The 20711-nt window shown below is 72.0% G+C and carries 18 protein-coding genes and 1 tRNA gene; 11 read left to right on the top strand and 8 right to left on the bottom strand.

Annotation, left to right across the window (positions count from 1 at the left end):
- The 3 genes from AB0O07_RS22635 to AB0O07_RS22625 are packed head-to-tail and all read right to left on the bottom strand — an operon-like array spanning position 1 to position 2517.
- Positions 1-1032 carry a DNA cytosine methyltransferase gene (locus tag AB0O07_RS22635; protein WP_365635993.1) on the bottom strand — a complete coding sequence of 344 codons (1032 nt, stop codon included), beginning with the start codon at positions 1030-1032 and terminating at the stop codon, positions 1-3.
- A complete protein-coding gene (locus AB0O07_RS22630) occupies positions 1029-1460 on the bottom strand; it encodes a very short patch repair endonuclease (protein ID WP_365635991.1) in 432 nt (143 codons plus the stop codon). The genes AB0O07_RS22635 and AB0O07_RS22630 overlap by 4 nt, the downstream gene beginning before the upstream one ends.
- Before the next feature lie 49 nt (positions 1461-1509).
- Positions 1510-2517 carry an SEC-C domain-containing protein gene (locus tag AB0O07_RS22625; protein WP_365635990.1) on the bottom strand — a complete coding sequence of 336 codons (1008 nt, stop codon included), beginning with the start codon at positions 2515-2517 and terminating at the stop codon, positions 1510-1512.
- A 117-nt stretch (positions 2518-2634) separates the two neighbouring features.
- On the opposite strand from AB0O07_RS22625, the gene AB0O07_RS22620 reads away from it, so the two are divergent.
- From AB0O07_RS22620 to AB0O07_RS22610, 3 genes are all read left to right on the top strand, one after another.
- Positions 2635-2970, top strand: a complete 336-nt coding sequence (locus AB0O07_RS22620) for a DUF6412 domain-containing protein (protein WP_365635988.1) — start codon at positions 2635-2637, stop codon at positions 2968-2970.
- A gap of 271 nt (positions 2971-3241) precedes the next feature.
- Positions 3242-4027: a YidC/Oxa1 family membrane protein insertase gene (locus tag AB0O07_RS22615; RefSeq protein ID WP_365635986.1), complete on the top strand. Its 786-nt coding sequence runs from the start codon at positions 3242-3244 to the stop codon at positions 4025-4027.
- 154 nt (positions 4028-4181) lie between these two features.
- Positions 4182-5042: a fumarylacetoacetate hydrolase family protein gene (locus tag AB0O07_RS22610; protein ID WP_365635984.1), complete on the top strand. Its 861-nt coding sequence runs from the start codon at positions 4182-4184 to the stop codon at positions 5040-5042.
- Between the two features lie 302 nt (positions 5043-5344).
- Here the strand turns inward: AB0O07_RS22610 and AB0O07_RS22605 are convergent, their stop codons facing one another.
- Together AB0O07_RS22605 and AB0O07_RS22600 are read right to left on the bottom strand one after the other, a co-directional pair.
- Positions 5345-5887 (bottom strand): heme-degrading domain-containing protein, encoded by a 543-nt coding sequence (locus AB0O07_RS22605; RefSeq protein WP_365635982.1) that lies wholly within the window; start codon positions 5885-5887, stop codon positions 5345-5347.
- Positions 5884-6984, bottom strand: coding sequence for a Gfo/Idh/MocA family oxidoreductase (locus tag AB0O07_RS22600; RefSeq protein WP_365635981.1), 1101 nt, complete (start codon positions 6982-6984; stop codon positions 5884-5886). Before AB0O07_RS22600 ends, AB0O07_RS22605 begins: the two co-directional genes overlap by 4 nt.
- Positions 6985-7040: 56 nt before the next feature.
- Between AB0O07_RS22600 and AB0O07_RS22595 the strand changes: the two genes are divergently transcribed.
- The 6 genes from AB0O07_RS22595 to AB0O07_RS22570 all read left to right on the top strand — a co-directional run bounded on the left by AB0O07_RS22595 (position 7041) and on the right by AB0O07_RS22570 (position 12393).
- Positions 7041-7220 (top strand): hypothetical protein, encoded by a 180-nt coding sequence (locus AB0O07_RS22595; RefSeq protein ID WP_365635980.1) that lies wholly within the window; start codon positions 7041-7043, stop codon positions 7218-7220.
- Positions 7217-8407 carry an ROK family transcriptional regulator gene (locus AB0O07_RS22590; protein ID WP_365635978.1) on the top strand — a complete coding sequence of 397 codons (1191 nt, stop codon included), beginning with the start codon at positions 7217-7219 and terminating at the stop codon, positions 8405-8407. The genes AB0O07_RS22595 and AB0O07_RS22590 overlap by 4 nt, the downstream gene beginning before the upstream one ends.
- A 221-nt stretch (positions 8408-8628) precedes the next feature.
- Entirely contained in the window at positions 8629-9408 is a 780-nt protein-coding gene (locus AB0O07_RS22585; protein ID WP_365635977.1) for an HAD-IIA family hydrolase, read from the top strand.
- Positions 9409-9500: 92 nt separating this feature from the next.
- Positions 9501-10355 carry a hypothetical protein gene (locus AB0O07_RS22580; protein WP_365635975.1) on the top strand — a complete coding sequence of 285 codons (855 nt, stop codon included), beginning with the start codon at positions 9501-9503 and terminating at the stop codon, positions 10353-10355.
- 1 nt (position 10356) lies between these two features.
- Positions 10357-11148, top strand: a complete 792-nt coding sequence (locus AB0O07_RS22575; RefSeq protein WP_365635973.1) for a class F sortase — start codon at positions 10357-10359, stop codon at positions 11146-11148.
- Between the two features lie 171 nt (positions 11149-11319).
- Positions 11320-12393 (top strand): glycoside hydrolase family 6 protein, encoded by a 1074-nt coding sequence (locus tag AB0O07_RS22570; RefSeq protein ID WP_365635971.1) that lies wholly within the window; start codon positions 11320-11322, stop codon positions 12391-12393.
- A 91-nt stretch (positions 12394-12484) separates the two neighbouring features.
- Here AB0O07_RS22570 and AB0O07_RS22565 read toward each other — a convergent pair whose 3' ends face one another.
- The 3 genes from AB0O07_RS22565 to AB0O07_RS22555 all read right to left on the bottom strand — a co-directional run bounded on the left by AB0O07_RS22565 (position 12485) and on the right by AB0O07_RS22555 (position 17025).
- Entirely contained in the window at positions 12485-14437 is a 1953-nt protein-coding gene (locus tag AB0O07_RS22565) for a galactose oxidase-like domain-containing protein (RefSeq protein ID WP_365635969.1), read from the bottom strand.
- A complete protein-coding gene (locus tag AB0O07_RS22560; protein ID WP_365635967.1) occupies positions 14434-16464 on the bottom strand; it encodes a cellulose synthase catalytic subunit in 2031 nt (676 codons plus the stop codon). Before AB0O07_RS22560 ends, AB0O07_RS22565 begins: the two co-directional genes overlap by 4 nt.
- Before the next feature lie 487 nt (positions 16465-16951).
- A tRNA-Lys gene (locus tag AB0O07_RS22555) sits at positions 16952-17025 on the bottom strand.
- Positions 17026-17229: 204 nt separating this feature from the next.
- Here AB0O07_RS22555 and AB0O07_RS22550 point away from each other — a divergent pair.
- Together AB0O07_RS22550 and AB0O07_RS22545 are read left to right on the top strand one after the other, a co-directional pair.
- Positions 17230-18681, top strand: a complete 1452-nt coding sequence (locus AB0O07_RS22550) for a peptidoglycan-binding protein (RefSeq protein WP_365635966.1) — start codon at positions 17230-17232, stop codon at positions 18679-18681.
- A 31-nt stretch (positions 18682-18712) separates the two neighbouring features.
- A complete protein-coding gene (locus tag AB0O07_RS22545) occupies positions 18713-20518 on the top strand; it encodes an SPFH domain-containing protein (RefSeq protein WP_365635964.1) in 1806 nt (601 codons plus the stop codon).
- Positions 20519-20711: the final 193 nt, after the last annotated feature.

Here is a 20711-nt window from a genome sequence, read left to right as displayed (position 1 = left end):
TCATGGGGCTGGAGTGTAACGCGGGACAGGAGTTACAGGTGAATCCAACGCAGCTCGGATCGCCAGCCCGAGCGCCTTGGCCACGGGGGGCGGGGAAGCATGCCCGATCTGGCGGTAACGAGCCGTCTTCCTCCCCGCGAACTTCCATTCGGGCGGGAACCCCTGGAGGAGCGCGGCCTGGTCCGTCGTGATCCGCACCATCCCGTGTTGCCCGGTCTCCGGCGCCCAGACGAAGTCCGCGCCGGGAACGCTGTCGGCCACGCTGCTGCCGTCGACCCCCATCCGGGCCCAGGCCTTCCGCGTCCCGGTCGGTCCGAGGTCGGGGCCGCCTCGCCGGTCCGACCCGCCCACCAAGGTCGGTGCCACGGCGAGAGCCTGGGCCGCCCATCGATCGGCGTCCCGCCAACCGCCCATGGCCATGGAGCGGCGGAGGGCCCGACCCACGGACACGTACTCGCGCACCGTCGGTTCCGGTGCACGGAACGCATCGAAATACCGTTCCTTGAGCGCCACGAGCATTCCTTGTCTCCGACTCTGGGGCACCCCGAAGTCGGCCGCGTTCAGGAGGAACCACCGGAACCGGTAGCCGAGATGGCTCAGCTCGTCGCCGATGAGTTCGCGTATCGACGCGAGGCCGGGCGTGTTCACCAGCCCCGGTACGTTCTCGACGACCAGCGCGCGAGGCTGGACGGCATGCGCCAGGTAGACGGTGGCCTCCAGCAGTCGCAGCTCCGTCTCGGCCCCGGTGCGCGCAACAGTGGCACCCGACCTCACCCGGGGAGGTCCCGCCGACAGGAGATCCACGTCATAGATCTCCTGATACCGAGACGGGGAGAAGTCCAGCAGATCCGCCTCCAGAACGTGCCACGCAGGGCGGTTCTCACGCAGGGTGGCGCAGGCCACAGGGTTCTTGTCCAGGAGCAGTACGGGGGCGAAGCCCGCCTGCTCCAGTCCCAGAGCCAATCCCCCCGCGCCCGCGCACACGTCGACGCATCGCAGTCCGCTCACCGGCCCCCGCCCTCCGTGGGTCATTTCCGCCTGTTCGCCTTCTCCTGTTCGACAGCCGTGGCCACCTGGCGCATCACGGCCTCCGGTGACTCGTGTTCCCAGAAACGCAACACGGTCCACCCCTCGGACCGCAACTGCGCGTTTGTCTCCCGGTCCCGCTCGATGTTGCGATCGAGCTTCTTCCGCCACCATTCGGCGTTCGCCTTGGGGCTGGTGGCATGTTCCGGGCAGCCGTGCCAGAAGCAGCCGTCGATGAGGACCGCCAACCGGGCACGGGTGAACGCGATGTCGATCTTCCGTCTGCGCATCCCCGGCACCGGATAGTGGGTGCGGTAGCGGTACCCGGAGGCGTGGAGCAGTTGCCGCACCGCCCGTTCGGCGCCGGTGTCCTGGCTGGTCTGTCGACTCATCCGGGCCGAGACATCAGGGCTGGACGGGGGTGCGGCTCGCATGGGCCCAGTGTCCCATTTTCCGGTGTCGCTCCGAGGTCGTTCGGAGCGGTCACCCGCCCCCGTGGCAGTCCCGGTATGCCTTGGTGGAGGTGCACCAGCAGGGGGCGTTGCGGGTGGGGGGCCAGGGGGTGGCTCGGGCTCGGGCGGCGAGGGTGGTGGTGTATTGGGGGAGGAGGGGGGTGTGGGTGGGGGAGGACTGTTCGGAGGCGGCGAAGGCCTCGTAGGAGGGGACCGTCGCGGTGACGATGCCCAGGTTGGGGGTGCCCGTGGCGGCCAGGTCGCGGAGGGCGGACTCCACCTGGGTGAGGTGGGCCTCGTGGGAGGGGTACTCCGTGGCGAGGGAGGGGTACGCGGTGAGGAGTTCGGCCAGTTCGTCGGCGGGCCAGTGCAGCAGCGCCACCGGGAAGGGGCGGGAGAGGGCCGTGCGGTAGGAGCCCAGTTCGGCGCGGAGGCGGGTGATCTCGGCCTGGAGCTCCTCGGGGTTCTCGGAACCCAGGGACCAGAGGCGTTTCGGGTCGTGGAGTTCGTCCAGGGAGATGGGCATCGGATTGACCTGGTCGGCCAGGGCGTCCCAGGTGTCGTGGTCCAGCCCCAGCAGACGGCGTACGCGGTGGCGGCCGATCAGGAGGGACTGGGTGGCGTACGGGACCTCCTCGTCCGGGGAGAGGAGGAGGCGGAGCGCGGTGGTGAAGGAGTCGTGGGCCGCTTCCAGCTCGTCGTGGGACTCCAGGGTCTCCGCGACGATCTCCCACGGCGCCGGATCGAGCGGGGCCGCGGCGCGCACCCCCTCGATGATCGCGCGGGCCTCCGCCTCGTGACCGTACTCCCACAGGTTGGCGGCCTGGAGCGCCTTCACCAGATGGGGGTGGTCCGGGGCCGGGGAGGCCGCGAGGAGGGAGGAGTAGAGGCCGGTGGCGCGTTCGCGGTCGCCGGCCAGCTCCAGATGGGCCGCGGCCCGCAGGAACAGGGGTTCGTGGTCCTCGGGGTACTGGGTGGCGGTGCGCAGCAGTCGCTCGGCTTCCGCGATGTGGTCGGCAGGCAGCATGTCGGGGCGCATGGTCCACACCGTAGCGCCGTCGGGGGAACGGGGAACGGGGGGTTGTGGACGTCGTGTATAACCGAGGGGAGGGGACATGGCGGGCGGAGGCTTGTGAGCGGAGGAGGTGGGGGTGTGATGCCAGGCGTGGCGCGGGACGTGCTGCGGTTGCCGCGGGGCGGCGGGCACGGGCTGCTGATCTTCTTCCTCACCGAGTTCCTGCTGCTCGACGCGGGCAGCCTCGCCACCGCCGTCGCACTCGCCGCCACCGCCACCGCCGCCGCGGGCTCCGCCCTCGTCGTCTGCGCCGTGATCAGCGCGCGCTCGGTGCCGGGCCACCCTCCGCACCGGGTACGGACGGCCATCCGCGACCGTGAGCACCGTACGGCCTTCCTTCCCCAGCGCGACCCCGACGCCTCCGGGCGCCCTCGGCCCCGAGCCCCCGGCCTGGTCTCCTCGACGGCCTTCGCGTAGGGGAGCCTGAGAGCGTAAGGGCGGGCGCAGGGAAGGTGCGGGGAAGGCGCAGGACGGTTTGAGAGCGCCGGTGTACGGCGTGTGATCGTGTCCTTTGGCCTTTGTCTTTTGTCCTTGTGTCTTCTTCTGTCTTCTTTTGCTTTCTTGCGTCCCCCTGTGTCCTCTTTGCTTCTCGCGTGGGTCGTCATGCCGCCTTGCCGCCGCCCTCTGTCGCGGCGCGCCTCATATCCGGCACGACCATCCGGCACGACGAGACCCCGGAGGGCTCACCTTGTCCGCGTTCATGTCCGTATTCGCCCACCTCGTCGGCTCCCTCGCCGACCTGCTCCAGCCGCTCTTCCACGCCGGCGCAACCGCCGCCGCGATCGTCCTGTTCACCGCGTGCGTACGGCTCGCCGTGCACCCCCTGTCGCGGGCCGCCGCCCGGGGGCAGAAGGCGCGTACCCGGCTCGCGCCGCAGATCGCCGAGTTGCGGAAGAAGCACGGCAAGAACCCTGAACGCCTCCAGAAGGCCATCATGGAACTGCACACGAAAGAGAACGTCTCGCCGCTCTCCGGCTGCCTGCCCAGCCTCGCGCAGATGCCCGCCTTCTTCCTGATGTACCACCTCTTCTCCAACACCCGGATCGGCGGCGAGGCCAACGAACTCCTCGGCCACTCCCTCTTCGCCGCGCCCCTCGGCGACCGCTGGTTCGACGCCCTCGGCAACGGCGGCGTCCTCGGCGGTGCCGGCCTCGTCTACCTGGGGCTCTTCGTGATCGTCGCCGCCGTCGCCACGTTCAACTACCGGCGGGCCAAGATCCAGATGGCGAGCATGCCGGCCCCCGCGCCCACCGCCACGCCCGACGGGCAGCAGCTTCCCGGGCTCGGGGCCATGACCAGGATGATGCCGCTGCTGTCGTTCGCGACGCTCTTCACCGTCGCCGTCGTGCCGCTGGCCGCCGCGCTGTACGTCGTCACCAGTACGACCTGGACCGCCGCCGAGCGGTACTTCCTCTACCGGGACATGTACCGGGACGCCGACGGGGTGGGCGCGCTTGCGGCGTCCACGGGGTGACGGCGTCCACGGGGTGATGGTGCTCATGGGGTGACGGCGTCCACGGGGTGAGTGGGGGGTTGCCTCCCTTCCTGTGCAGTGATCGGATGTATGCGGATACGGCGGCCAACGGACGCGCCAGTCGAGCCAGCGAACCAGAGGGAGATCACGGACCATGAAGCTGCTGCGTGTCGGTACGGCGGGGGCGGAGCGCCCGGCGCTGCTCGACCAGGACGGGACCACCCTCCGGGATCTCTCCGGGCTGGTCGGGGACATCGACGGTGCGCTGCTCGCCGACGAAACCGCACGGGAACGCATACGTCGCGCCGCCGCCTCCGGTGAGCTGCCCGTGCTCGACGCGGCCGGGGAACGGGTCGGGCCGCCGCTCGCGCGGATCGGGAAGATCGTCTGCATCGGGCTGAACTACCACGACCACGCCGCCGAGACCGGTGCCGAGATCCCCGCCGAGCCGATCATTTTCTTCAAGGCGCCGGACACAGTGATCGGACCTGAGGACACCGTTCTCGTCCCCCGTACCAGCGTCAAGACCGACTGGGAGGTCGAACTCGCCGTCGTCATCGGGCGCACCGCGCGCTATCTCGAATCGGCGGAGGACGGGCTCGCGCACGTCGGCGGGTACGCGGTCGCGCACGACGTCTCCGAGCGCGCGTTCCAGATTGAGCGCGGCGGCACCTGGGACAAGGGCAAGAACTGCGAGACGTTCAACCCGCTGGGCCCCTGGCTGGTCACCGCCGACGAGGTGCCCGACCCGCAGAACCTCGGGCTGCGGCTCTGGGTCAACGGGGAGCTGAAGCAGAACGGCACCACGGCCGAGCAGATCTTCGGCGTCGGCGAGATCGTCCGGTACGTCAGCCAGTTCATGACCCTCTACCCCGGCGACGTGATCAACACCGGTACCCCCGCCGGTGTCGCCATGGGCCGCCCCGAGCCCAAGCCGTATCTGCGGGCGGGCGATGTGGTGGAGCTGGAGATCGACGGGCTCGGGCGCCAGCGGCAGGAGTTCGCCGACGCCTGAGGGCGGGAGGAGGAGAGGGGGGAGCGGGGACGGTGACGGAGAGGGGACGGTGGGGGGAGCCCTTACGGGGGCGGGTGTACGGGGCGGGGTGTACGGGGGCGGGGTGTACCGGGGTGGGGGTACGGGGGCGGGGCGGTACGGGGGCGAGCGGCTCGGCCCCGTACGGGCTCACCCGTACCGGCAGCGATCCGTACGGGTAGCGACCCCTACGGGCAGTGCCCCCTACGGGCAGTGCCCCCTACGGGCAGTGCCCCCTACGGGCACTGCCCCCTACGGGCAGTGCCCGCTACGGGCAGCGACCCTTAAGGGGATTCAGGTCCCGGCCCCGGCCCCGCCCCGGCCCCAGCCCAGCCCTCGGCCTCCCTCAGCCTCTCCAGCGCCTCCACCACCAGCTCGTGGTCCGCCACCTGCGGCAGCCCCGACACCGTCACCGTCCCGACGATCCCCGCGCCCTCCACCGCGATCGGGAAAGCGCCGCCATGCGCCGCGTACCGGTCCGGGTCCAGCCGGGAGGACTCCTCGAACGTCGTGCCCTTGGCCCGGCAGCGCGCGCCCACCAGCAGCGACGACGCGCCGTACCGCGCCGCGACCCGGCGCTTCCGGTCGATCCAGGCGTCGTTGTCCGCCGTCGAGCCGGGCAGCGCGCAGTGGAAGAGCTGCTGCGCGCCCCGGCGGATGTCGATCGCCACCGGCGCGTTACGGGCGCGCGCCAGCTCGACCAGCAGGTTGCCGAGCTTCCAGGCGGTCTCGTACGTGAAACGGGGGAGCGTCAGACGGGCTTCCTGCGCTTCGAGTTCGGCGACGGTGACGTCATCCGGGGCCGTATCCGGGTCCGTGGCGGTCATGGGTGCGTGGCCTCCAGCGTGACCGTCGCGCCCTCCTGCGCCGAGCGCACCGCCGCCTCCAGTACATCCAGCGTCGCCGCCGCCTCGTACGCCGAAACCGGCGGCGGCGTACCGTCGCGCAGCGCCGCCGCGATCGCCGCGTAGTACGCCGGGTAGTCGCCCGGCTCCGTCTCCACCGGGTGGCCGCCCCCGGTCAGCGGCGAGTCCCCCGCGCCGAGCCGGCCCCACAGCGACTCCGGCTCCAGGCCCCACCCCGCCGCGCGCCCCGCGCCGGGCCGCTTGCCCGCGCGCAGGTCCGCCTCCTGGGGGTCCAGGCCGTACTTCACGTACCCCGCCTTCGAGCCCAGCACCCGGAAGCGCGGGCCGAGCTGGGCCGTGGTGGCGCTGACGTACAGATGCGAGCGGACGCCGTTCGCGTGCGTCAGGGCGATGAACGTGTCGTCGTCCGTCTCGGCCCCGGGGCGCCGGACATCCGCCTCCGCGTAGACCCGTACGACCGGACCGAAGAGCACCAGCGCCTGGTCGACCACATGGCTGCCCAGGTCGTACAGGAGCCCGCCGATCTCCTCCGGCGCGCCCGACTCCCGCCAGCCGCCCTTGATCTGCGGGCGCCACCGCTCGAAGCGGGACTCGAAGCGCTGTACGTCGCCGAGCCGGCCCGAGCCGATGAGGCGGGTCAGGGTGAGGAAGTCGTTGTCCCAGCGGCGGTTCTGGAAGACGGAGAGGAGCTGCCCGCGCTCCTCCGCCAGCGCGGCGAGCTCCCGCGCCTCCGCCGCCGTGCCGGAGAGCGGCTTGTCCACGACGACCGCGAGACCGGCCTCCAGCGCGGCCCGCGCGAGCGGGACATGCGTCCGGTTCGGGGAGGCGATGACGATCAGGTCCAGCTCGTCCGCCCGCTGCCACAGCTCCTCCGGCGTGGCCGCGAACCGTACGTCGGGGAACTCGGCGCGGGCCTGCACCCGGCGCTCCTGGGCGGCCGTCACGACCGTGTCGAGGACGAGACCTTCCGCCGCCGCGAGGAGCGGGGCGTGGAAGACGGATCCCGCGAGGCCGTAGCCCACGAGTCCGACGCGCGGAGGGGTGCCGGTACCAGTCATGAACCCACTTAAGCAACGGTGTTTCCAAAGTGCAAGAGGTGTGGACAATGGGGCAGGTGAGCAGAAGGCGCGGAAGAGCGGCGCGTGGTGCGATGTGCGGCGCGGCGCGCGGTGCGGCAGTCGGTGCCGTCGATGCGGCGGTCGGCGCGGCGGTCGGTGCCGTCGGTGCGGGCGCGGGGATGGGCGCGGGGATGGGCGCGGTGCAGGTGCAGGGGCAGGGGCTGGAGTGGACATGAGCGTGCGCGCCGGGGTGGGCCCGGGCGGCTCCGGGGCCAATCTGCCGGTGCTGCGCGGGCACAACGCCGCGCTCGTGCTCGACCTGCTCCGTACGGCGGGTACGGGCGGCATCAGCCGGCTGGAACTCGCCGAGCGCACCGGGCTCACCCCGCAGGCCGTCAGCAAGATCACCGCCCGGCTCCGCACCGAGGGGCTCGCCGCCGAGGCCGGCCGGCGCGCCTCCACCGGCGGCAAGCCGCGCACCGTGCTCCGGCTGGTCCGCTCGGCCGCGTACGCCGTGGGGCTCCACCTCGACCGGGACGAACTGACCGCCGTGGTGGTCGACTTGGCCGGCGCCCCGGTCGCCGCCCGGACCGTGCCGTTCGACCTGGGCGCGGGCGCCGAGCGGGTGGTGGCGGAGGCGGCGGAGCAGGTGGCGGCGGTACGGGCGGACGCGGCCCGCGCGCTCGCGGTACGGGACCCCCTCGACGCCGCCCGCCCGCAGCCGCCCGGGTCCCTCCCCCGGGGGCCGCTCGGGGTCGGGGTGGCGATGCCGGGGCCGCTCGACCATGTGACCGGGGTGCCGCGCCGGGTCACCGGCTTTCCTGAGTGGGAGGGGTTTCCGCTGCGGGACGCCCTCGCCGCGCGGCTCCGGCTCCCCGTCGTCCTCGACAAGGACACCAACGCCGCCGCCCTGGGCCTCGCCCTGAAGGGTGCCCCCGCCGGGCGGGGCGACTCCTTCGCGTATCTCCATCTCGGTACGGGGCTGGGCGCCGGGCTCGTCCTCGGGGGCGTTCTGCACCGGGGCGCGCGCACCGGCGCGGGCGAGTTCGGCCATCAGGTCATCCAGCTCGACGGGCCCCTGTGCGGCTGCGGCAACCGGGGGTGCGTCGAGGCGCTCTGCCTGGCCGCCGTCGCCCGGGGCGACCTGGACGAGGCGGCCCGGATCCTCGGGGAGGGCGCGGCGAACCTCGTCGCGCTCCTGGACATCGACCGCGTGCTGCTCGGCGGCCGGACCGTCACCGCGCACGAGGAGTGTTTCGTACGGGGCGTACGCGCCGTCCTCACGGCCCGCGCCGGGGGCGCGGGGATCCCGGTGGCGCCCGCCGGGGGAGGCGCGCACGCCGTAGCGGAGGGCGCGGCGCAGCTGGTGCTCGCGCCGGTGTTCGGGCGCCGCCGGGGGAGGGAACCGGAGCTGGGGGGATGAGGTCCCGCCCGCCCTGGCCGGAGTCCCGCCCACCCTGGTTAGGCTGGGACGCGTCGCCCGTACGTACGAGGCGAACGTGCGAGGCGTACGTACGGCGTATTCGGCCCCGCAGACGCCGCAAGCAGTCCCCGCAGCAGACCCCGCAGAACACCCCGCAGCAGTCCCCGCAGTAGACCCCGCAGAAGAACTCGCAGCAGAACCGCAGAGCGGAGAACAGTCCCGTGGCAGAGCGCAAGCCGATCGAGTCCTGGCTCACCGACATGGACGGCGTCCTCATCCACGAGGGCGTGCCGATCCCCGGCGCCGCCGAGTTCATCAAGCGGCTGCGGGACTCGGGGAAGCCGTTCCTCGTCCTCACCAACAACTCGATCTACACCCCGCGCGACCTCCAGGCCCGCCTCGCCCGCATGGGCCTCGACGTCCCCGTCGGCAACATCTGGACCTCCGCGCTCGCCACCGCCAAGTTCCTGGAGGACCAGCGGCCCGGCGGCACCGCCTATGTGATCGGCGAGGCGGGGCTCACCACCGCCCTCCACGACATCGGGTACATCCTCACCGACCACGAGCCGGACTACGTCGTCCTCGGCGAGACCCGTACGTACAGCTTCGAGGCGCTGACCAGGGCGATCCGGCTGATCAACGGCGGCGCCCGGTTCATCTGCACCAACCCCGACGAGACCGGCCCGTCCACCGAGGGCCCGCTCCCCGCCACCGGCGCCGTCGCCGCGCTGATCACCAAGGCCACCGGCAAGGAGCCGTACTTCGCGGGCAAGCCCAACCCGCTGATGATGCGGACCGGCCTCAACGCCATCGGCGCGCACTCCGAGACCAGCGCCATGATCGGCGACCGGATGGACACCGACGTGCTGGCCGGTCTGGAAGCGGGGATGGAGACCTTCCTCGTGCTCACCGGGCTCACCACCCGCGCCGACATCGACCACCACCCCTTCCGCCCCTCGAAGGTCGTTGACTCGATCGCCGATCTGGTCGATCGCGTCTGAGCACGTCAGAGCGGTTTACGGGGTGACGCCGCGCCGTTGAGGATGCGAAAACCCCGCGCACGGGTGAGCCTGGCGGTACCAGGAGGTTCACGATGCGTACTGCTCTGCTCGCACTCCGTGCCACGGGCGTGGTCACCGTCCTGGTGACCGCGCCCGTCCTCGGCACCGTCACACCCGCCCAGGCCCATGACTCCGTAACGGTCACCGTCATCCCGTCCACCGCCGGCCCCGGGGACGAGGTGGAGATCCGCGCCGAGGGCTGCAAGAGCCAGGAGGCCGTGGCGGTCTCCCCGGTCTTCACCGGCGAGGCGAAGCTCGCCCGCCGCGCCTGGGGCGAGGACTGGAACCGGGACCAGGCCGAAGCCGCCCAGCACCCCGGACAGCCGGTGCCGCTCTCCGGCCATGCCCGGATCAAACCCGGCGCGCCCGCCGGCCGGGCCCGGATCGAGATCAAGTGCGACGGGCACGGCCACGCCGACGCGGGCAGCTTCGACGTCACCCAGCACAACCGGCCGGATCCCGGCCGCCCCGACCACGGCCGTACCGACCCCGCCGGCGGCTGGGACGGCGACCGGGAGCGGGGCCGCGACCGGGACCACGACCGCTGGGACCGCGAGAAGGGCCGGGACCACGACCGCGACCGCTGGAAGCACCACCGCGACCCGTGGGGCCCGGTCCGGGCCGGCGGGGGCGGGATGGCCCAGCAGCTTGCCGCCGATGTCGGTCCTGCCGGTAAGGAAGGGGCCCGGCCGGAGGCCAAGGACGCGGCCAAGGGAGAGGCGAACACCGCCGACACCGCCGGGCCCGGCACCTCGCACGCCGTGATCGGGCTCGTCCTCGCCGGGGTCGCGGCGGTCGCCGTCGCGTTCCGGAGCGTACGGCGGCAGCGTACGGCCGCGGGTGCCGGCACGGGCACGGGCACGGTCACGGGGCGGGACACCGACTGACATGTTCCGCGTACACAGGCCCCCGGAGCCGCCGCCCGAGTGGTGGTACCAGGGGTGGTCATGGAGCAGGCGCCGCCGGTACGAGCGCGGCTCGGGGCGGCTGATAACCGGTACGGCCTGGGCGATTCTGCTGCTCGGGCTCTGGATCTGGGCGAAGGACCAGCCGCCCGTCCCCCTCACCGCCCCCGCCACCGGGGACATCGCCGCCGTCGGCCGCCCGGGCACGGACCTGCCACCGCCCCGCACCCCGCTCGACTCCGGCCTGCCCGGGCACCCCGACCCGTACGGGTCCGACCCCTACGGGCAGTCGGGGGAACCCGGGGTGCCGGACGGCGGGACCCCGCGCCGGGTCGAGATCCCCTCGCTCGGCATCGAGGCACCGGTGGTGGCGCGCGGCCTCGACGCCACGGGCGCGGTCGACCCGCCGCCGTACGGGACGCCGGACACGGTCGGCTGGTACGGCGGCGGGGTGCGCCCCGGGGCGGCGGGCGCCGCGATCCTCGTCGGCCATGTCGACACCCGAACCGAACCGGCCGTCTTCTACGGACTCAGTTCGGCCAAGCGGGGCGGGAAGGTCCGGGTCGCCCGGACCGACGGGCAGACCGCCGAGTTCACCATCGAGGACGTCCAGGTGGTCGAACGGGACCGGTTCGACCCGCTGAAGGTCTACGGCTCAGGTCAGAAGACCCGCGCCGAGCTGCGCCTGATCACCTGCGGCGGCACCTTCGACAAGGCGGCCCAGGCGTACTCGGCGAACGTGGTCGTCTCCGCCTATCTCACCGCCGTGCGCTGACCGCGCACCCGGCGTGCGCCGACCGGCGCGCACCCCCTGCCCGGCGTACGTTCCGTACGTTCCGCGCCGCCCTCCGGCGTACGCCGTACCGCGCCGGGGGCCGGGGCCGGTATGCCAGGATTGGGGACCGGGGGCATCCGGCGGCGAGGCCGGCACATCAAGGGGGAGTGGATGTACGGCAGTTGTACCCGGCGCGGGCGTGGGGGCGTCCGGCGCGGGCGTGGTGGGGGCGGTAAGGGCGGCACGGCGGCGTGGATCGCGGCGGCCGGGGCGGCGGCGCTGCTGCTGACCGGCTGCTCGTCCGGCGGCGGTGACGACGGGGACGGTGACGGGCGGAAGGCGGCCCCCGTGAGCCAGCGGCCCAAGGCGGACGACCCCTACTGGGTCAACCCCGACAGCGGCGCGGCCCGTCAGGTCGCCGCGTACACCGCGAAGGGCGACACCGACAGCGCCGCCCAGATCGGGAAGATCGCCGAACAGCCGGTCGCCGAGTGGGTCGTCCCCGACAACGCGGAGGCGCAGACCAAGGGGTTCACGGAAGCGGCGGCCAAGGCCGACCGGGAGGCCCTGCTGGTCCTCTACAACATCCCGCACCGCGACTGCGGCCAGTTCTCCAAGGGCGGCGCCGCCGACGGCGACGCCTACCGGGCCTGGGTCGACCAGGTCGCCCAGGGCATCGGCGACCGGCGGGCGACCGTGATCCTGGAGCCCGACGCCGTCCTCCACCTCGTCGACGGCTGTACGCCGCAGCAGTTCCACGAGGAACGGTACGACCTGCTCAAGGGTGCCGTGGAACGCCTCAAGAAGCAGCCCGCGACGACGGTCTACCTGGACGCGGGGAACGCGGGGTGGCAGACCCCCGACGCGCTCTACGAACCGCTCCAGCGGGCGGGGATCGCCGCCGCCGACGGCTTCTCCGTCAACGTCTCCAACTTCTACGCCACCGACGCCAGCGAGGACTTCGGCAAGCGGCTCTCCGCGAAGGTCGGCGGCAAGCCCTTCGTGATCGACACCAGCCGGAACGGCAACGGCCCGTACACCGGCGGCGACCCCGCCGAGAACTGGTGCAACCCGCCCGGCCGCGCCCTCGGCGAACGCCCGACGGTCCGCACCGGCGACCCGCTGGTCAAGGCGTACCTCTGGATCAAGCGCCCCGGCGAGTCGGACGGCGACTGCAAGGGCGGCCCGAAGGCGGGGGAGTGGTATCCGAAGTACGCCCTGGAACTGGCCCGCGCCACGAAGTAGGGCTGGTCCACTAGGGGAGCCCCTGACCCTTCCCCCCTCGTGGACCAGCCCTTAGCGGACCCCTACTGGTCCCTACTGTCCCTACTGGTTCCTACTGCACGTCCACCCACACCGCCTTCGACGGCGTGTCCGCGCCGTCCGTGACGAAGAGCATGTACCAGCCGGACGGCACCAGCGCGCTGTTCTTCGGCACCGTGACCTTGATGCCGTCCGCCGTCTTCTCGAAGTCCAGTGCCACCGTGCGCTGTTCGACGTCGGTGACATGGGTGACCGCGCTCGGCCGCATCAGCTTCGCCGTCATCACCCCGTCCGGGTCCTTCACCTTGAAGACCGCCGAGCCGCCCCGCGTCACTTTCTCCGGGCCCTCCGTGACCTCCGGGCGCGCGTCCCGGTAGAGGTACGGCGGTGTGTAGATCTCGATGCGCTGCTCGAAGACGCCCGGCTTTGTGTTGGCGTCGTCCGCGTAGAGCGAGTCCGAGCCGAAGATCATGACCCGGCCGTCCGGCAGCAGCACCGAGCCCGAGTGGTAGTTCCGGCCCACCTGCGGGTCGGCGACCCGGGTGTAGCGGTCGGAGGACGGGTCGTAGATACGGGCCTGGAGGATGTTCGAGCCGCCGCGGCCCCGGTAGTCCTGTGAGCCGCCGGTGACCAGCACACTGTCGTCGGGGAGCAGGGAGGCGCTGGGGTAGCGGGTGCCCTGGTCGAGGCTCGGGCCGTCCTTGAAGCGCGGGTCCGCGTCCTTCAGGTCGACCAGCCGGGACTTCTCGCTCGACTTCTTCGACTCGCCGACCCCGCCGCCGCCGATCACCATGAACTTCTGGTCCTGCGCGGGCGGCAGCATCACCGTCGCCGAGGTCTCCATCAGGTCGGGGTCGCTCAGCCCCGGGACCTTCTGGAACGTGTTCGTCTCCAGGTCCCAGACCCCCGGGTCACGGCCGACATCGGCGGGCCCGTACCCGGCGTTGGAGCCGCTGTAGAAGAGCTTGCCGTTGTCCATCAGGAAGACCGCGGGGTACGTGGGGAAGCGCCGTACGATCCCGGTGTACTTCCAGGTACGGGTCTCCGGGTCGTAGATCTCGTCCTTGCCCGGGACGATCTGGCCGATCTCGTCCAGGCCGGACATGGCGAGGACCTTGCCGTCCGGGAGCGTGGTCAGCGTCGGGTACCAGCGCGCCTCGTTCATCGGGTCGACGGGGATGTACTTCTCCGCGACCGGGTCGAACTCGTACGCCTCCTTGATGCCCTGGAAGTCCTTCTTGTCCAGGGCGAGCTTCTGCGCGATGCCGTAGACGTTCCGCGCGTCCTCGCCCTTCAGCCCAGCCACCCGGTAGTTGTCCTCGGCGCCGGTCTCGTACCGGGTGCCGGACTCGCGGGCCTCCACATAGATCCGGCCCAGCCCCGGGTCGTTGCGGAGGAAAGCGCCGGTCGCCTTGTCGAAGACCTTGGTGGCCTTCTCGACCAGGACCGGGTCCTTGGAGACGAACGTCTTGCCGTTCTCCTTCCCCGTGAAGACCGTGCCGGCCGGGAGCGTGATCGGCTTGTCGGGGTTCTCGTTGTGGACGACCATCAGGCCGCCCGCCTTGGTGACATCGCCCTGGAGCTTCTCGTACCGCTTCGTACCGCCCGCCACCAGCAGGTTCCCGTCGGGCAGTTGGGTGTGCCCGGAGCAGAACATGTCCTTCGGGGTGGGGATCATCTTGTACTTGTTCGTCGCCGGGTCCCAGAGCACCGACTCGAACTTGCCCGCGTCGAAGTTCTTCTGGTTGTTCCCCGACCCGGCTATGAGCAGCACCTTGCCGGTGTGCAGGAGCGAGGCGTGGATCGAGTTGATCTTGAACTTGGCGGGGACGTCGAGGAAGTCCCAGTGGCCGTTGGCCGCCTTGTAGTCGGCCCGGTTGATCGTGTAGTCGTGGTACTGCGCCGAGCCGAACCGGTAGAGCGCGGGTCCGTTGAAGCCGGCCACCGCGACGACGACCGCCGCGCCGATCGCGATGCGCCGGGCCCGGTTCTTGCGGTGGTTCTGCCGGACGGGAATCGCGCTCATTTCTTACGTCCCCCAAGGGAAATCTGTGCCGTTGGTGCGGGTGTCGCGGGCGGTACGGGTGCGTCGTACGACTGCTGCGGAAGCACCGCCGTCTGCTGCACGGGCGGGACGGGCGGCTGCGCGTCGTACCCCACCTGTGGCGGTACGGGCGGCTGCGCCGCAGGCCGCGCCCCCGGCTTCGTGCCCTTCGCGCGCTTCCCGCCCTTCGGTCCCTTCGCGCGCTTCTCCTCCCGCAGCGACCACCACCAGATGAGGACCGGCGCCGCCGTGATCAGCATCGCCAGCGTCGCCCAGATCAGCATCGCCGGATGGTCATGGCCCAGGATCAGCGAGGCGACCATCGAGCCGCCGAAGACGACGATGAAGAAGAAGTGCACCCGGAACGTGCCGAAGAGGGTGTCCGGGCTGGACGAGTCGCCCTTCGGGGTCACCACGAAGCTGCTCTTGCGGCGCAGGACGGCGTCCATCAGCGAACGCGCGTACAGCGGCGCCGACATCGCGGACATCGCCATCCCGGCGAGCCCGCCGGACCCCTCCGGCTCGTGCGGGGAGACGTTGTGGCGGCGGTTCCAGATGTAGAGGCCGATCTGGAGGGCCGAGGCGTTCCCGTACAGCATCATCCAGATCGCCGGGTCGATCTGGACCCCGGAGGCGCCCATGCCCAGGAAGAGCGCGCAGCTCAGCGCCGCCAGGATCCAGTTGAGGGCCGACATCGGGTAGAAGATGATCATCATGGTGTAGTTGAAGAGCTTGCCCGGAGGCAGCGTGCCGAAGCCCTTCCAGTACTGCTTGAGGATCGTCTCGTACGTCCCGCGCGACCAGCGGAGCTGCTGGGTGAAGAAGTCCGTCCAGGCGGTCGGCCCCTCGCCGACGGCGAGCACGTCGGGGGTGTAGACGGAGCGCCACTTGTTGCCGGTGACCGGGTTGCGGTGGCGGTGCATCTCGAAGCCGGTCGCCATGTCCTCCGTGATGGAGTCGTACAGACCGCCGATCTGCTTGAGCGCCCTGATCCGGACCGCGTTGCTGGTGCCGACGAACATGGGGGCGCCGTAGCGGTTGCCGGCCCGCTGGATCAGCGCGTGGAAGAGGAACTGCTGGGACTCGGCGGCCTTGGTGACGAACGAGTCGTAGTTCCCGTACACCTGCGGGCCGATGACGAAGCCGACATCCGGGTCGCGGAAGTAACCGAGCATCCGCTCCAGGTAGTTGGGGAGCGGTACATGGTCGGTGTCGACGGAGGCGAAGTAGTCGTAGTCGTCGCCGTGCGCGTCCAGCCAGGCGTTGTAGTTGCCGTGCTTGGTCTTGGCCCGGTGCGCGCCGGAGGGCTGGTTCCACTTCGCGATGCCCTTGCGGGAGAAGTGGTGCACGCCGAGCCGGGCGCAGACCTCTTTGACCGCCGGGTCGTTCCCCTCGTCCAGCAGCCAGACGTGCAGCACGCCCCGGTGCCGGATCCGGACCGCCGCCTCCAGCGTCTTCGTCACCATCTCCAGGGGCTCCTTGCCCGGCACGAAGGAGGTGAGGAAGGCGACGCGGGTGCCGCTCTCGGGGATGACCGGCACCGGGTCGCGCGCGACCAGCGTGGCATGCGCGTTCGACAGGACATTCATGGTGCGGAAGAGCTCGATCAGTCCGATCGAGACGAGCATCACGACGTCGAGGACGAGGAGCAGGTCGTTGTCGAGGTTGGGGTCGCGCTCGGTCCAGTGCTGGGGCTGCATCAGCCAGACGAAGAGCCCGATGGAGAGCAGCGGCGCCGCGCCGAGCAGCAGGGCGGCCCGGATCCGCCGGTTCTCCTGGGAGAGCAGCGAGCGGTACTGGACCTTGTACGGCCGGTCCGGCGCGGGCCGGGTGAGCGGGCCCGCGAGCCGGCTGTAGTGCTCGTAGTCGTACGTGGGCAGTACGTCCTTGGCGGCCCGGGAGCGCTGGCGTCTGAGATGCGCGGGTATCCGGAGCTGGGTGGTCCGGGACGCGTCGGTGCGCTCGGTCCGCTGCCGGTCGCTGCCCGGCCCGTCTGGCGTCGACGTCATACGTCATCCCCCCGCACGCATACGTTCTGCGTGGTCGATCGAGTGTCCTGGCCCAGATCTGCTCGTACGCCCGCATGTCCGTTCGGACACGGTTCTGTTCGGAGCGGTCCCCCTTGACCGCGTCCCCTGATCGGCATCCCCGGCCGGTGACCCGGCGCGCGGATTGCGTCCTCTGTCTCCCTATGACAGGGAAACGCCCCCATCCGGTTGCGCGCGGCCCATCGCCGGAACGACCCCGTCCGCCGCCTGCAACTGTGCGGATGACGTGTTCCTTTGGTGGTGATGAGTTGAGGATAGGTTGTCCGACCCCCAGGGAGATCGCAAGGGAGAGAAGAGACGATTACCGATCGTCTGGGCGATTTGAGCGTTCGGTGTGACGGATGCGATGGCGAGCACTCGCCAATCTTGGCGAGTTTCCGCGAGTCGCTTGCTCACCTGGGAATGAGAGAAGCCCCCTCACCTGATGTGAGGGGGCTTCTCCTGTCGGTGCGCCGCCAGGGACTCGAACCCCGGACCCGCTGATTAAGAGTCAGCTGCTCTAACCAACTGAGCTAGCGGCGCCTGCTGACCTGGAGAACTCTACCCGACCGGAGGGGGTGGGGCCGACCATTTCCCGGCGCGGGCGGCCTGTCGGATTGTCCTTTCTTACCTTTGATCCGTCAAAATGCAATTTGTCCGTATAGTTGGCACACTGACGCCCGCACCACCGGTCGCGAGACCGTGAACGAAGAGCGTCCCGATGAGGATGAGTGTGGAGGGGATCGCATGACCGTCCCGGTCTTCGAGGAGTACGAGCCCGCTCTCGACTGTTCCTGCGCCGGATGCGCCGAGCGCCGGCGCGATCTGGCCAAAGGCCTGCCCGTACGGTGCGGAGGGCACCCGGCGGCGCACGGCGCCCGGCGTGCGCTGGTGGTGGTGACGGCGGCGGGGGTCGCGCTCGGCGCGGCGGCGGTCGCACCGGCGCGGGCCGCGGGCGCGGTGGCCGCGCCGGGCGCCGCGGGTACGGCGGGGCTCGCGGATACGGGCGCCGCGGGTACGGCGCTCGCGGGTACGGCGGGGCTCGCCGGCCGGGTGGCCGCCGAAGCGGACCCGGGGACTCCGGGCTCCCCGCAGGGCGGGAAGGGCCCGCTGTACGGGCGGCCCCTCCCGGGGCCGGGGTCGCACCGGCCCGCCGGGGGGTCGGGCGCGATCACCCGGGCCGAGATCATCAACCGCGCCAAGCTCTGGGTGACCGAGAAGGTGCCGTACAGCATGGAGAAGTACTGGTCGGACGGGTACCGCCAGGACTGCTCCGGCTATGTCTCGATGGCCTGGCACCTCCCCGGCAACGAGTGGACGGGGAGCCTGGACCAGTTCGCCGTACGGATCGAGCGCGGGCAGCTCCAGCCCGGGGACATCCTGCTCTTCCACAACCCGGAGAACCCGAACAAGGGCTCCCACGTCACCATCTTCGGCGGCTGGACCGACTACACGCACACCTCCTATGTGGCGTACGAGCAGACCAAGCCGCACACCCGGGCGCAGTCGACGCCCATGGCGTACTGGGAGAACTCCGACCGCTACCTCCCCTACCGCTACAAGGGGGTCGTCGAGGGCGCCGACGCGAAGGGGTCCGGCGCCGGTACGTCCACCGCGAGCGGGGCGTCCGCCACCTACCCCGGGGCGAGCGCCTTCGGGCCCGGCGCCTCCAACGCGTATGTCACCCAGCTCGGCAGGATGCTGGTGGAGCGGGGCGGGAAGCGCTTCTACGCCCAGGGGCCAGGACCCCGCTGGGGCGAGGCGGACCGGCGGGCCACCGAGGCGTTCCAGCGCGCGCAGGGCTGGCGCGGCGCCGAGGCGGACGGCCTGCCGGGCCCCGCGACCTGGCGCTACCTGGTGAAGGGCCTGGGCAAGCCGATCCCGGCGGCGCCGAAGCCGGGCGGCACGCCGGGCGAGCCGCCCACCGCCCCGCCCCCCGGTTCTTCGGCCGGTCCCGCGGCGGGGGCGTTCCCGGGGGCCGCGTACTTCCGCCCCGGCGCCTCCAACGCGTATGTCGACCGGCTCGGCAGACGGCTGGTGCAGCGGGGCTTCGGCCGCCACTACACCCAGGGCCCGGGGCCCCGCTGGACGGAGGCGGACCGGCGCAACGTCGAGGCGTTCCAGCGCGCCCAGGGGTGGCGGGGCGCGGCGGCCGACGGCTACCCGGGGCCCGAGACCTGGCGACGGCTCTTCGCATGACCGACACACCGACACGAGGACGACGGTGACCATGACGGTGACGACCAGCACCACCCCGCAACCGAACGACGACGAACACGGCCTCCGGGGGATCTTCACGGTACGCCAGGAGCCGCCGCCGGTCCCGGAGCCGGAGCGGGCCTCGGCGCCCGTCCGGGCCCCGGTCCCGGAGGCGCTCCCGGAGCCGGCGCCGTTCCCGGAGCCGACTCCGGCTCCGGTGCAGGTCCCGCTCCCGGTGCTGACGCCGGCCCCGGCCCCGGTACCCGGACCGGAGCAGGCCCTGGTGGCGGTCCCGGTCCCGGTCCCGGCGTCCGGGCCGGAGCGGGCCGTGGTGCCGGTGACGGAGCCCGGGCCCGGGGCGGAGGCCGACGCGGGGGAGTCCGGGCCCGCCCCGGCGGACTCCGCCCCCGGAGTTCCGCGCGGGGCGCGCGATCCGGAGCGTACGAGCGCCCCGAGTACCCCCGACGCGTCCCGCGCCCCCGACGCGCCCCAGGGCACCACCCCGGTGCGGGGCTCCGGGGCGGTCCAGGACCTCGCCCCGGGCCGGCGCGCCGGGGTGGACGACGCCCCCGAGCCGGTCCACTGCCGGGGCGGGGCCGACGGCTTCGACGACACCGTCGGCTTCGACGCCGTTCAGGCGGCCCAGGCGCGCGAGCCCGTACGGGGCGGGGCGTCCCGCGAGTCCGCCGCGCCGGGTGACTCGGTACGGCCCGCCCCGCCCGGGTACCCCGGGGCGCGGGCCCGCTGGAGTCCGCTGATCGTGGGGGAGTCCACCCATGAGATCCCGGTGCATCTGCTCTTCCGGGACGAGGCCGAAGCGCCCCGGCCCACGGTGGTCGGACGGCGGCTCGGGACCGGGGAGCAGCCCCGGATCCGGCGCGCGCCGGTGCCCGCTCCGGCGCCCGTGCTCCCCTCGCGCGCCGCGCCCTCCGGGGACCCGAGGCTCACCGAACGCCCCGGTCCCGCGCTCTCCGGTTCCGCCGCCGTACTGGTCGGGCTCGCCGCCCTGCTCGGGTGCGCGGCCGTGGGGTGGTGGGCCGGGGCCCTGCCGGCCGGGCTGGCCGAGGCGGTGCGGCTGCCGGTCCGGCCGTACCTCGGCATCGGGGCCGTGGAGTGGGCGCTGCTCGCGCTCGGCGTGACCGTGGCGCTCTTCGCCTTCGGCGGGCTCGGGCGCGGCCGGGTCGGCCAGGCATGGGTGCTGACGCTCTTCGGCGACTACCGGGGGAGCGTGCGCCGCACCGGGCTGCTCTGGATGAGCCCGCTGCTGCTGCGGCGCGGGGTCGACGTACGGCTGCGGCACTGGCGGAGCGAGCCGATGCCCGCCGTCGACGCGAACGGCACCGAGCTGCGCGTGGTCGTCCTGGTCGTCTGGCGGGTCCGGGACACCGTACGCGCGGCCCTCGGCGTCGAGGACCACGAGGGGTATCTCCGCGAACAGGTCGAGGCGGCCATGGCGCGGGTGCTCTCGCAGCTCCCGGCCGACGCGTTCCATGACGAGGCGCCGACCCTGCGGAACGCGGAGGCGGTCGGCGACGCGCTGACCCGGATGCTCTCGGCGGAGTGCAGGCCCGTGGGGGTCGAGGTCTTCTCGGCCCAGCCGACCCGGATCGAGTACGCGCCGGAGATCGCGGCGGCGATGCAGCGCAGCCGGATCGCGGCGATCGACGCCCGGCACCGGGACTCCGTGCTGACCTCGGTGGTGGACGCGGTGGACGACACGGTGCACCGGCTGACCTCGCGCGGCCTGGTCGAACTCGACGACTACGAGCGGAAGGCCCTCGTCAAGGACCTCACCGTGGCCTTCTACACGGGGCGTCAGGGGAACGGGGCCCCGTAGGACCGCCCAAGTGGTCTGGACCTCAAACGTGTTCATGTTGTGGACACGGTCAAAGTTTCTCCATAGTCTGAGACTTGGTCCAGACCAAACGTTTCTGCGTCACCGGTGTCACCTGCGTGACCGGCGTCACCGGTGTCGCCTGTGTCATCCGTACCACCGCACGCGCGTGCAGCTCAGCTCACCGAACTCCCCC

The sequence above is a fragment of the Streptomyces sp. NPDC093085 genome (assembly GCF_040683935.1).
Taxonomy (GTDB): domain Bacteria; phylum Actinomycetota; class Actinomycetes; order Streptomycetales; family Streptomycetaceae; genus Streptomyces.
The sequence above is the reverse complement of the archived record's forward strand: the minus strand, read 5'-3'. Positions and strand labels throughout refer to the sequence as shown.

What these genes read in the sequence shown, in the direction of transcription:
- AB0O07_RS22635 (WP_365635993.1), bottom strand. Translation starts at nt 1,032, where the DNA reads ATGACCCACGGAGGGCGGGGGCCGGTGAGCGGACTGCGATGCGTCGAC.
- AB0O07_RS22630 (WP_365635991.1), bottom strand. Translation starts at nt 1,460, where the DNA reads ATGCGAGCCGCACCCCCGTCCAGCCCTGATGTCTCGGCCCGGATGAGT.
- AB0O07_RS22625 (WP_365635990.1), bottom strand. Translation starts at nt 2,517, where the DNA reads ATGCGCCCCGACATGCTGCCTGCCGACCACATCGCGGAAGCCGAGCGA.
- AB0O07_RS22620 (WP_365635988.1), top strand. Translation starts at nt 2,635, where the DNA reads ATGCCAGGCGTGGCGCGGGACGTGCTGCGGTTGCCGCGGGGCGGCGGG.
- AB0O07_RS22610 (WP_365635984.1), top strand. Translation starts at nt 4,182, where the DNA reads ATGAAGCTGCTGCGTGTCGGTACGGCGGGGGCGGAGCGCCCGGCGCTG.
- AB0O07_RS22605 (WP_365635982.1), bottom strand. Translation starts at nt 5,887, where the DNA reads ATGACCGCCACGGACCCGGATACGGCCCCGGATGACGTCACCGTCGCC.
- AB0O07_RS22600 (WP_365635981.1), bottom strand. Translation starts at nt 6,984, where the DNA reads ATGACTGGTACCGGCACCCCTCCGCGCGTCGGACTCGTGGGCTACGGC.
- AB0O07_RS22590 (WP_365635978.1), top strand. Translation starts at nt 7,217, where the DNA reads ATGAGCGTGCGCGCCGGGGTGGGCCCGGGCGGCTCCGGGGCCAATCTG.
- AB0O07_RS22580 (WP_365635975.1), top strand. Translation starts at nt 9,501, where the DNA reads ATGCGTACTGCTCTGCTCGCACTCCGTGCCACGGGCGTGGTCACCGTC.
- AB0O07_RS22575 (WP_365635973.1), top strand. Translation starts at nt 10,357, where the DNA reads ATGTTCCGCGTACACAGGCCCCCGGAGCCGCCGCCCGAGTGGTGGTAC.
- AB0O07_RS22570 (WP_365635971.1), top strand. Translation starts at nt 11,320, where the DNA reads ATGTACGGCAGTTGTACCCGGCGCGGGCGTGGGGGCGTCCGGCGCGGG.
- AB0O07_RS22565 (WP_365635969.1), bottom strand. Translation starts at nt 14,437, where the DNA reads ATGAGCGCGATTCCCGTCCGGCAGAACCACCGCAAGAACCGGGCCCGG.
- AB0O07_RS22560 (WP_365635967.1), bottom strand. Translation starts at nt 16,464, where the DNA reads ATGACGTCGACGCCAGACGGGCCGGGCAGCGACCGGCAGCGGACCGAG.
- AB0O07_RS22550 (WP_365635966.1), top strand. Translation starts at nt 17,230, where the DNA reads ATGACCGTCCCGGTCTTCGAGGAGTACGAGCCCGCTCTCGACTGTTCC.
- AB0O07_RS22545 (WP_365635964.1), top strand. Translation starts at nt 18,713, where the DNA reads ATGACGGTGACGACCAGCACCACCCCGCAACCGAACGACGACGAACAC.